The sequence below is a fragment of the Roseibium suaedae genome, from assembly GCF_900142725.1.
Taxonomy (GTDB): Bacteria; Pseudomonadota; Alphaproteobacteria; order Rhizobiales; family Stappiaceae; genus Roseibium; species Roseibium suaedae.
This window is the reverse complement of record NZ_FRBW01000002.1, coordinates 1,065,030-1,076,052: the sequence shown is the minus strand read 5'-3', so window position 1 is coordinate 1,076,052 and position 11,023 is coordinate 1,065,030. Positions and strand designations below refer to the sequence as shown.

6 protein-coding genes are annotated in these 11,023 nt (G+C 58.3%); 5 read left to right on the top strand and 1 reads right to left on the bottom strand.

The genetic code is table 11. The features are described from left to right. The first annotated feature begins 46 nt into the window (after positions 1-46). The 5 genes from BUA94_RS11955 (at position 47) to BUA94_RS11935 (ending at position 9,445) form a co-directional block, all read left to right on the top strand. Positions 47-1,735 (top strand): ATP-binding cassette domain-containing protein, encoded by a 1,689-nt coding sequence (locus tag BUA94_RS11955; protein WP_073013301.1) that lies wholly within the window; start codon positions 47-49, stop codon positions 1,733-1,735. A gap of 2 nt (positions 1,736-1,737) precedes the next feature. Next, on the top strand, positions 1,738-3,957 hold the full coding sequence (locus BUA94_RS11950) for a peptidase domain-containing ABC transporter (RefSeq protein WP_073013298.1): 2,220 nt from the start codon (positions 1,738-1,740) through the stop codon (positions 3,955-3,957). Beyond that, on the top strand, positions 3,954-5,312 hold the full coding sequence (locus tag BUA94_RS11945; RefSeq protein ID WP_084081952.1) for an HlyD family type I secretion periplasmic adaptor subunit: 1,359 nt from the start codon (positions 3,954-3,956) through the stop codon (positions 5,310-5,312). The genes BUA94_RS11950 and BUA94_RS11945 overlap by 4 nt, the downstream gene beginning before the upstream one ends. 12 nt (positions 5,313-5,324) lie before the next feature. Beyond that, complete coding sequence (locus tag BUA94_RS11940) at positions 5,325-6,272, top strand: response regulator (protein ID WP_073013857.1); 948 nt, start codon at positions 5,325-5,327, stop codon at positions 6,270-6,272. Between the two features lie 263 nt (positions 6,273-6,535). After that, entirely contained in the window at positions 6,536-9,445 is a 2,910-nt protein-coding gene (locus BUA94_RS11935; RefSeq protein WP_175558032.1) for a hybrid sensor histidine kinase/response regulator, read from the top strand. Here the strand turns inward: BUA94_RS11935 and BUA94_RS11930 are convergent. Then, positions 9,440-10,972: an efflux transporter outer membrane subunit gene (locus BUA94_RS11930; protein WP_084081950.1), complete on the bottom strand. Its 1,533-nt coding sequence runs from the start codon at positions 10,970-10,972 to the stop codon at positions 9,440-9,442. The genes BUA94_RS11935 and BUA94_RS11930 overlap by 6 nt on opposite strands. Positions 10,973-11,023: the final 51 nt, after the last annotated feature.

Below are 11,023 nucleotides of genomic sequence, written 5' to 3'. Positions count from 1 at the left end.
TGAAGGCACGAGACCTCCGTTCGCAGTTGGGGAGTTGGGGGTGAGTATGCGTTCTCAAGTTGGCGGAACAAGCCAGGCAGCATCGACGCCGGTGATGAGCTTGCTTTCATTGACAATGGCGTTGAACTTGCTCGGATTGAGCGTTCCTATTGCAGCTCAGCTTGTCTTCAACCGGATACTCCCTTCGCCCGATGCGCCGACCTTGCCGCTGATTGTCGGCGGCGTGGTCATCGCGGCAATGCTGGAAGCCATTTTACGCTTCACGCGCTCTTTCATCATTCTGGAAAACCGCAGGATCTTCTCGACTTCGATCACGCGGCAGCTCATGTCCCGCATTCTCACGACCAATTTCGAGGCGGGAGAGCGCGGGGCTGCGCAAAGTCTCGACTATTTCAACAGCATCTCCCAGGTCTCCGACAAATATGCCGGTCAGTCTCTGGTGGCTGTGGCGGAATTGTTCTTCCTGCCCGTCATTCTGATCGTGATGCTCTACATCTCGCCGGTCGCGGGGCTTCTCGTGGTGCTGTGTCTCCTGGGGGGGATTTCCATGATCCTCCACAACGGTACCCGCATGCAGAAGAGCTCCCTGGTACTGAAGCGGTTCACCGAACGCCGCTACCGGTTTCTGCTGATGGTCCTTCATGCCATTCACCCGCTGAAGGCTCTGGCCATCGAGCGGCAGGTGCTGCGGACCTATGAAGCCATTCAGGGAGAAATCGCCCGCACCAGCCTGATCTCGGCAAAGGCGGCCGCCCGTCTGATGAACGGCACCTTGATAACCAATCAGATCATTGTCGCGGTTTGTCTTGTCTACGGAGCCTTCGCGGTCAGCCAGGGCATCATGACCCTTGGGGCCGTGTCGGCCATCGTCCTTCTGGGCGGGCGCCTTGCTGCCCCGATGCAGCGCGCCGTGTTCATCTTCATCCAGTCCAAAGATCTTTGCCAGGCAGAGGACACGCTGAATGCCATGTTCAAGGAGCAGCCGCGCCGCCCCCTGATCAAGCAGAAGGAGCGGTCCAACCAGGGCCACATTCAGGTTCAGGATCTGGAGTTCACGGTCGGGGGGCTCCGGGACAAGGAGGTCTACCGTTACATCGATCTTGAGCTGCTGCCGGGAGAAACCGCGCATATCGAGGGCAAGAACCCGGCTGCGGTTTCCAAGCTGCTCCGGTTGCTTGCCGGCGTGGAGGACCCGGACGCGGGGACCATCCTTCTGAACGAGCAGGATATCCGCACCTTCAGCCAGGTCGATCTGAACCACAGCGCCGTCTATGTGTCCGGCAATTCGCCCATGTTCCACGGAACGATCCGGGACAACATCACCCGCTTTGGGCAGGTCACACTTGATGATGCCATGGAAGTAGCTGTGATGATGGGCATTCAGGATCTCATCAGCGAGCTGCCCAAGGGTGTCGATACCGAGTTGACCGGCATGGCTGACGAGAATGTTCCTGCCGGCCTGTGTCAGCAGCTCGCCATTCTGAGATCCGTCGTCAAGCGTCCGCGGCTCATCATGCTCGACAACATTGACCGTGGTCTGGACCGGCAAAGCTACGGCCGTCTGCAGAAGTTCCTGTCCCTGATCCAGGGGCAGGCGACCATGCTCGTTGCTTCTTCCGATTTGAACATGACAGCCAGCGCGCAGAAGCGGTTTGTCCTGAGCCTGGGCGGCCTCAAGGAGCATCAGCTCGGCGTTTCCCGGAAACTCGTTCCCTACAGGAGTTTGAAGCTGTGAACATGACGGCAACTCCCCTGTCGGGGGCAATCTTCGGAGTGGATGGCCATGTTCATCCACATGAGGCAGCGGAACTCGAGCGTGCCTATGTGAAGTCGCTTCAAACCCGGGTCGACAAACTCACGGCCATGCTTGAAGTCCTGGGCCTGCCTGTCGAGGCAAGCCGCCTCTACAGCGCCCTGACGTTGCAGAGCGGCAAGGACTTCGGGGTGAAGGACATCCTCGCGGCGTGGCCTGCCAGTCTGCAGTTCCGGGATCACAATGCGGTTCTGGCAGCCATGGCCAACCTGGGGTTCCTCGTCCGGCAGGTCATGCCCAAGCGTGCCTTGAACCGGTCCAACCGCAGGCCTTTGCTTGTCGCTGACGAAAACGGAGCGATCGTGCTTCTGCCAATTGGCCAGAGCTGGGCCGTATGCAGCGGCACTGGTCCACTTGAAATCCTGCCTGCTGGTGCCTTCGATGAAACGGATCTGACCTTCTGGGAAGTTTGCGAGAATGCGGATGACAGCCCGGTTTCGCAGGTGGCCCGCAGTCATACCGGCTATTCCTGGGTCCGGGCACTCTTGTCCCGGTTTCCCTATCTGGGCCGTTCGCTGATTATTGCGACAAGTGTGCTCGCTCTGTCGGGCCTGCTGGTTCCGCTGCTGATTTCTGCGGTCTTTGGCCAGGTGATCGGCCTTTCCTCCATGCGGAGCCTTCCGGCTCTGGTGATCGCTTTCCTGCTGATCCTGGGTGTCGAGGCATTCTTCCTCACGCAACGCGCAAGAATTGTCGCCTACACCGCCAACCGGCTCGAGTTCCTGATCAACACCGCTTCTTTCGAGCGGATCCTGTTCCTCTCGCCCTTTATCTCCGAGCGGGCCTCACCCACCAGTCAGGCTGCGCGGTTGCGGTCGTTTGAGAACATCCGTGATTTTCTCGTCGGCCCCGCATTCTCCTCGATCCTCGACATGCCGGTCGCGCTGATCAGTCTTGGAGCCGTTGCCTATCTGGCGCCGGCAGTCACGCCGGTTCCCATCGCGGCGATCTGTCTCTTCGCACTGATCTTCTACGTCAGTCTCAGAAGTGTGCGGATCCTGACCAGCAAGGCGGCGGATGAAGCCACCGAAATGCAACGGCTTGCCATTGAAACCCTGGACAAGCTTCAGGCCATCCGGGAAAACGGGCTTCAGGATGCCTGGTCCAAGCGGATTTCTTCTGCCGTTGCACGGGACCAGAATGCGCAGTTCCGTCTGCGCCTTGCCGGGCGCGTGACGGAATCCTGCTCTGCGCTGGTCTATACGAGCTCTGTGGTTTTCATGCTGGCGGCCGGGGCCTATTCGGTCTGGGACGGCAGTGCGAGCAATGTGGGGCTTCTGGCAATCACCATTCTAGGCCTCCGCTCCTTGCTGCCATTCCATACGCTTTGCATGTCCGTGCTGCGTTTCGAGCAGATCCGCCGCAGCTTCAGCCAGATCAACACGCTGATGGACTTGCCGACGGAATCACAAGGGGCGCGTGAAGATTATCTGATCGGGCCTGTCACTGGACGCCTCAGCCTTGTGAATGTCGGGTTCCGGGCCAAGGACACCAGACCGGTTTTCGTCGGCCTGGAACTGGAGGTCGAGCCTGGTGATGTTGTCGGTATTTATGGGGCTCACGGCACGGGCAAGACGACACTGTTCAAGATGATCCTGGGCATGAATGACGTGCTGCTTGGGACCGTGCGGATCGACGGTGTCGATATCCGGCAGTTGCCGCTGACTGAGCTGCGCCGCCGCATTTCCTACATCCCGCAGCGTCCGCGGATCTTCCCCGGAACGATCAAGCAGAACCTCTTGCACGCCAATCCTCTGGCGACCGCCGAGCAGATCACCAAGATCCTTGAGCGGGTGGGGCTCCGAGACGAAATCGAGGCATTGCCTGCCGGTCTGGAGCATCTGATTTCCGGTGCACCCGGCGACGAGTTCTCCCTCGAGTTCCGCTATCGTTTTGCGATTGCCCGTGCCTTGCTGGTCAACAGCCAGTTGCTCCTGATCGACGAGATCCCGAATGCGCTGCTTGATGGCGAGATTGGCGTGCTGCTGAAGCGTATCCTGACGGAGTTTCGTGGCAAACGGACAATCCTGTTCGCATCTCACCGGTCCGACTTCCTGTCGCTTGGCGACAAGGTGATCGCGCTGCGTTACGGCCGCGTGCCTCTCATTGGCCAGCCGAAGACTATCCTGGAGGGCACAGCATGAGACGATTGCTGAAAACACGAGACCTGATCATGAGCGGCATCTTGCCGAGCCGCAATGACCTGCTGTCGGAAGTCGGAATGCCAGGATTGGTGGAAGAGCGGCTTCATATGCGCTTTGCCAAGGTGTTCGGTATTGCCGCTTCCTTCGCGATCTTCTCGGCAGTTGCCTGGTCGGCCTTTGCCAAGGTCAACGAAGTGTCGATCGCAAAGGGGGCCTTGCAGCCTATCGGGTTCGAGCAGACCGTCCAGCATCTTGAAGGTGGGATCGTTCAGGACATCCTGGTGCGCGAGGGCCAGGTCGTTCAGCGCGGCGACACGCTTCTGGTGATGAATGACACCACGACGCTGGAAGACGATGAGACGCTGGAGCGTCAGAACCTTGACCTTCTGGGGCAGCTTGAGGGGCAAAAGGCCCTGCAGGAAGGCCGCGCGCCAGACTTCAGCTTCATACCTCCGAACCGGAATCTGGAGCGTCTGAACAATCTGAATGCCTATACGGATGCCAAATCGTCACTCGAGGCTCAACGTCTCGGTTTTGACAGCCAGATCCATCAGACCAGCTTTGCCCTCGAAGCCTTGAAGGCGCAGGTCCGGGGGGCGGAAGAGGAAGCAGAGCATGCTGAGGCTGAAGAATCCCGGTTTGGCAAGCTTCTGAAAAAAGGCGTGGTGACCGACATCCAAGCCTCGGAAAAGCGCCGGCAGCGTCTGCGTGCCCAGGCTGACCTTGCGGCTCTTGTCAGCCGTGAGGCTGCGGCAGCTGCCCGAAACGAGGAGGTCGTCCGGCAGAAGCAGAGCTTTGAAGCGACGCAGAAAGCAGCCTTCTCCCAGCGCATTCTCGAGATCGAGGGGGCGTTGACGGCGCTGGATGGCCGTATCCGCAAGAAAGACAATCGTCTGCAACGCCTGACGGTGGCCGCTCCCATTTCCGGGGTGGTGAAATCCGTAAACATCCGCGGAACCGGCGCTGTCGTTGCGCCAGGACAGGCGCTTGTCGTGCTGGTGCCTCTGGACAAGCCCCTCGTGGCTGAAACCCGGATTGGGGCCGAACAGATTGGTTATCTGCGGCTCGGTCTGCCAGCCCAGGTCAAGATTTCTGCTTTTGATTTTACGCGTTACGGCTGGCTGCCGGGGCATGTGGAGAGCATTTCTCCTTCTGCCTTCGAAACGGAATCCGGCCGGTCCTATTACATCGTCCGGGTTGCCCTGGATCAGACCAGCCTTGAGCGGGCACCTTCCGCCCGTCTTCTGCCAGGGATGGATCTCACCGCAGATATCATCACGGGCGAAAAAACTTTTCTTCAATATTTGCTGACGCCGTTGCAGCGGACCTTCAGCGAAGCTTTCGGGGAGCGCTGATTGATGACTGTCATGACCAAACCCATTGCGCAATCGTCTTCCCTGGCCATCGGCCAGGGAGAAAGAGTTCTTCTGGTCGATGATGACCGGATGTCCCTGACGGTCATTCAGTCCGAAATCGAGGATCTGGGGTTCATCGTCGATACGGCCGTCAATGGTGCTGAAGCTTACGCCATGATGCGCGAGCATCCGGACCGTTACAGCATCGTGGTGACTGACCGCATGATGCCTGTCATGGATGGGCTGGCGTTGACCCGGCGTCTCAAGAACGACCCATCGACCTCCAATGTTCCGGTGGTTCTGCTGACCGGGGCGACAGAGCCCGCAGATGTGAGCGCAGGGCTTGAAGCCGGCGCGTTCTACTATTTGACCAAGCCGCCGGAGACAGCTCTGGTCCGTTCTGTTCTCGGCTCTGCTTTGAAGGAGGTCCGGCGCCAGAAGTCCGCCTCCGACCGGCTCGCAAGCCATCAGAGTGCCTTCCGGAACATTCAGGTTCTGCGCATGACGCTCAGCACGCCAGACGAGGTGGAGCCGGTGTGCAGCCTGCTCTCAAGCCTTCATGATGAACCGGAAAAGATTGTGCAGGGCGTTTTTGAACTGGTTCAGAACGCGGTTGAGCATGGTGTTCTCCGGTTTGGACTGCAGGAAAAGGCCCGCCATCTGGAGGCTGGTTCCTGGGACCGGGCACTTGCGACCCGCAGCCGTGATCCGGCCTATGCGAAGGGCAGTGTCGAGGCGACAATCCTGCGGAAAGATGCCGGGCTGGTGCTGATCGTCAAGGATACGGGTCCCGGCTTTGACTGGAAGCGGTTCCTTGCCGCAGATCCTTCCCGGTCTGCGCTCAAGTGTGGCCGCGGGATCGCCCGTGCGAATGCCTTCATCTTCGACAAACTCGTCTACAATCAGGCCGGAAATGAAGTAACGGCTGCAATCCGGCAGGAAAGGCCGCTCAAATGGTAGCTGTCGCAAATACCCTGACCAGAATCTGGTCTTCTCTTTTCTCCGGACTGCACCGTATTTTAGCTGTCATTTTTTGCGTCCTGACTGCTGGCCTGATCGTTTGGTATTTCCATGATGCGATGGAACAGCATTCTGAGAGAGCGGCAGGCGAAAGCCAGTGGCTCGCCCGTTCAATCCAGAGCGAGGTGGATGCAATCTTCGTTCGCATCAAGGATTTGGCCAGTTTTACCGCAGCGGGGCAGGGGGATTTGATTCAGCAAAAGTTGACCCAAGCAACCCGTGGTTCGGTTTATCTGCGGGAAATGGGTTTCATCACCATGGGAGAAGAGACCCGGCACGAGTCCTTTTATGTCAAGAAATCGCTCATGGTTCTGGAGGATCAGCAGCTTGAGAAGATGACTTACTTCTTGCTGTTGCGTCCGGGCTTGATAACGGCCTTTAGTCCGGAAAGATACCGCAGTCTTTTCCCGACCATCTCCAAATACGATTTGATTTTGGCGCAAGCCATGCCCGTTCAGCAGGATAACGGGCTGCGTCTGACCAACCAGAAGCAGGGAGTGGTGGTCTCTTACGCTATTTTCAACCTCGAAGACCTGTTTCGCGATGCCACGAATATGCTCGAGCTGAACGATGTTCTGGAAATGCGATATGCTCTGGATGGCAAGGCCTACAAGCTTGAGATGCCTCATGTGCACGACTGGTTGTCTTCCCTGATGAATGCTGACAACTACTATGCGCAGGCAGAGATTTCCCGTGATCTTGTTGTGACTATCGAACTGGAAGAAAAATTCACGGACACCACTGGATTGACCTATTTCTCGCTTGGTCTGGTCGCCATGATGGTCATTGCCTTTGCCCTGATCGGTGTGTTTGCCAAGCGCGGCCGCCAGGCACAGCGTGAATTGGCGCAGGCCGTTGAATTTGCCAACCGGGCGAATGAGGCGAAGTCAGATTTCCTCGCCAATATGAGCCACGAAATCCGGACGCCACTCAATGGTGTTCTGGGGATTGCCGAAGCCTTTGGCCGGACCCAGCTCAATCCGGCACAAAAGCGCTATGTGGAACAGATCAAGTCATCCGGCTCTCTGCTTCTGAGCATTCTCAACGATATTCTCGACATGTCGAAGCTGGAGCACCGGCAGCTGGTCATTGATCCGGTTCGCAGCAATTTACCTTCGCAATTGCTGGAAACCGTCACGTTCTTTCATGCCAGTGCCCGCAAGAAGCAGATCGGCCTGCTCATCGACGTCGATCTGAGTGTTCCTGAGTATGGCACCATGGATCCGATGCGCCTGCGCCAGATCATCGGCAACCTGGTCTCCAATGCCATCAAGTTCACACCCAAGGGCGAAGTCGTCGTTTCAGTCCGCTTTGAAGCAGATGAGGCTGATCCCGAAAAGGGCGTTTTGGTGATCAAGGTAAGCGATACTGGCATCGGTATCGGGCCGGAGGAAATCAGCCTCTTGTTCAATCGCTTCTCCCAGGCAAATGCAGGAATGTCCAGACGGTTTGGAGGAACGGGTCTTGGCCTGTCGATCTGCCGCGAGTTGAGCCTGGCCATGGGCGGGAGCATCACGGCGGACAGCTCACGTGGCACTGGGTCAACCTTCACGGTTTGCTTGCCGGTTACGGAGGTTTCGTTCCAGGACATGCCTGATCTCTCGGGAGCGCGCGTGGCCGTTGTTGGCACCACACCGACACATCTGCGTCTGTTGACCACACGCTTCAATCAGCTTGGCGCCTCGGTGATCGGATTCGATTATTCCGAAGAACTCGTCGATCACCTTGTCTTCGACGCTGAGCGGAACGGGGAATTCGCTGCGGTCTTCTTTGAAGAAGGGGTGGATATCGAAGAAGCCGTGATGCAGTGGCAGCGTTACAAGACAAAGACTGGTCATACGGTTGGCGGCATCATTATGGGCGAGCGGCAGCTCAACAAGAGCTACCTCAACTTCGACCGGGCCTTGATTAAGCCCTTCCTGACCGCGCAGGCCGCGGAATTTGTCGATGAATTCCGCAACGGCTTCCTGGACGAAGCTAAGGTTGTTGATGACGAAGAGGAAGTGGGCGGCGAAGCCATGGAGTTCAACGGCTGCCGTTTGCTGGCGGTCGATGACAATCAGGTGAACTTGATGGTTGTGGAAGAGCTGTTCGCTGAGATGGGTTTCATCATCGATTCTGTCGAAAGTGGCGCCAAGGCGGTCAGCAAGGCCAAACTGAAATCCTATGACCTGATCCTGATGGATTGCCAAATGCCTGGCATGGATGGCTATCAGGCAACTGCCGAAATCCGCGAATTGATGAATCTCGGCAAAACGGCTTCCTGCCCCATCGTCGCCTTGACCGCGAACGCCCTGAAGGGGGACCGGGAGAAATGTCTCGATGCGGGTATGGATGACTTTGTCTCTAAGCCTCTGAAACTTCAGATTATTTATGACCTTCTGGAGCGTCTGAAGGCTGATCCGCGTTATCGGTTCAATTTCATTCCAAAGACCCCGCGGCCGACATTCACACCCGAGCGGTTGGCAGATGGAGCACCGGCGCTGGTAGCTGGCGAGGAGGCCGCAATGCCGCCTGAGCCTAGACAGATCGAGGTTCCGCAGGAAACTCTGGAGCGTGCGGATCAAATCCTCAATGCACAGACGGCGGTCTATCCGGACGATGAACCTCAGGAAGTGGCTGAGCACCAGCAACCGGTTCTGAGGATGGAAACCGTGAAGCCCGCAGCTTCTACGACGGTATCTTCTCCGGCCCCGGCCCCGGCCCCGGCCCCGGCCCCGGCCAAGGGCAAGGTTCCCCTGATGGATATGGGCGAATTCAACCGTACCCGTCAGGCGATGAAGAAGTTCGACACGCTCTTGTCCCTGTACCGGTCGGACACAGCTGCCTATCTCAAGAACCTGCGTATGGCTCTGGAGAGCGGGAAGGGAGATGAAGGCGTTCTTCCCGCCCACACGATCAAGAGTTCCAGCAAGATCGTCGGGGCCGTGGGGCTGGCGACCTTGTCGGCCGCCATGGAAGAGCGTCTGCGGACTGGCAAGGTTTCCAACACCGCCGATCTATTGCCCTTGCTGGCAAAGATGGATCAAGCCTTCGCAGCGACCCTTCGCCAGATTGATCTGGCCATGAAGTCACCTGCGGAAGAGGCTAGTCAGCTGGCCAGAGCCTCATGAGGCGCGGTTGAGACGAAGGGGCGCGCCGGTCGCTTTGTGAGTGACCGGCGCAGATCCCGAACCGGAAAGAACCGGCACTGGAACGGGGCGGATCTTCTGCTGCTTCAGGGAATCATTGATTGGCAGACGTTCGGTCACGGCAGACCCTGCCCCAATGGCCACCTGCAGGGAAACATAGCCCTTGGCAAGGTTTCTCTGGCTTTCTGCCAGGGCAAGGCGTGCCTGACCAAGTGAACGCTCTGCGGCCAGAACATCCAGGATGATACCCGTTCCGCCCTTGAAGCTTTCGAGGGCGAGGGCCCGCGTTTCCTCATAGGAGGCTGCCATCTGTCGGTAGGCCTTCATTTCCTGCTCATCCCGGTTGACCGAGATAAGGGCGTTCTCGACTTCCTCGACAGCCGTCAGAACCGTTTGTCTCCAGGCAAGGTACTGAGCCCGGCTGTCCGCCTTGGCAATGTCGACATTGGCGCGCAAGCGGCCGCCATCAAGGATGGTTGCAATGATGGAGGGGCCGAAGGACCAGGTGGCAACGGATGCGGTCGCCCCGGCGCTGATCAGACGGGCAACGTCAATGGTGCCGATGAGGGACAGGGCTGGATAAAGCTGGGCTTCCGCGACCCCGACTTCCGAGGCGGCAGAGGCGAGAAGGAACTCTTCACGCCGGATATCCGGGCGGTAGCGCAGGAGATCTGCCGGAACGCCGATGCCCTTGAGTGAGCCAGGCTGAGGCTGGCGGCGGGACTTCGGCTTGCGGCTTGAGAATTCCGTCGCACTGAGTCCAAGCAAGGTCGCAATGTGGTTGGCCGCCTGCTGCAGCCCCTTTTCCATGGCGGGCAGTTCAGCACGTGCCGAATCCACCAATGCCTTGGCCTGTGCGACGTCCAGGTTGGTCGCAATGCCTTCGTCCCGCATGTCGCTGGTCAGGGTGAAGGTCTGGTTATAGGAATCCAGGTTCGACCGCATGATTTGCAGTGAGCGCTGGAAATACTGGTAGTCGATGTAGCTGGAGACCAGATCTGCCTGGAAGGCGAGACGGACGGCGCGAACATTGGCGGCGGCGGCCAGATAGCGCTGGCGCGCGCCTTCCTTGGCCTGGCGATGCTGGCCGAAAAGATCGAGATCCCAGCTGAATTCGAGATTGCCGCTGCCGCGTCCACCCTTGCGGTAGGAATTGCCAACCTTGTCGATGCGGCCGAACAGGTCGCCCTGGGTGGTGACAGAGGGACGCCCACCGGCGCCTGCAGCAATCACGCCGTAATGGGCTGCTTCCAGACGGGCAACGGCCTGGCGGAGGGTCAGGTTTTCCTGCAGCCCCTGTTTCATCAACCCGTCAAGCTGCGGATCTTTGAAGGAAGACCACCAGGTCTTGTAGACGATATCCTCATCGGCCATCTGCTTGCCGGACTTCGTGTAGGCAGAAGGCAGCGCGATTTCCGGCGGAGGAGCCTGTGTGGTCTTGCAGCCGCCAAGTGCGGCAGTCAGCGCTAGGAGCAACCCGTAATGGACAGTTCTGTTCGTATGGCGCATGTCAAAACCTAGGCTGCGATGGGACTTCCTTTTCTTGGTTAAAATGTAAAT

Excerpts from the sequence above, each read along its gene's own strand:
- BUA94_RS11940 (WP_073013857.1), top strand. The coding sequence starts at position 5,325 with ATGACCAAACCCATTGCGCAATCGTCTTCCCTGGCCATCGGCCAGGGA.
- BUA94_RS11930 (WP_084081950.1), bottom strand. The coding sequence starts at position 10,972 with ATGCGCCATACGAACAGAACTGTCCATTACGGGTTGCTCCTAGCGCTG.
- BUA94_RS11955 (WP_073013301.1), top strand. The coding sequence starts at position 47 with ATGCGTTCTCAAGTTGGCGGAACAAGCCAGGCAGCATCGACGCCGGTG.
- BUA94_RS11950 (WP_073013298.1), top strand. The coding sequence starts at position 1,738 with ATGACGGCAACTCCCCTGTCGGGGGCAATCTTCGGAGTGGATGGCCAT.
- BUA94_RS11945 (WP_084081952.1), top strand. The coding sequence starts at position 3,954 with ATGAGACGATTGCTGAAAACACGAGACCTGATCATGAGCGGCATCTTG.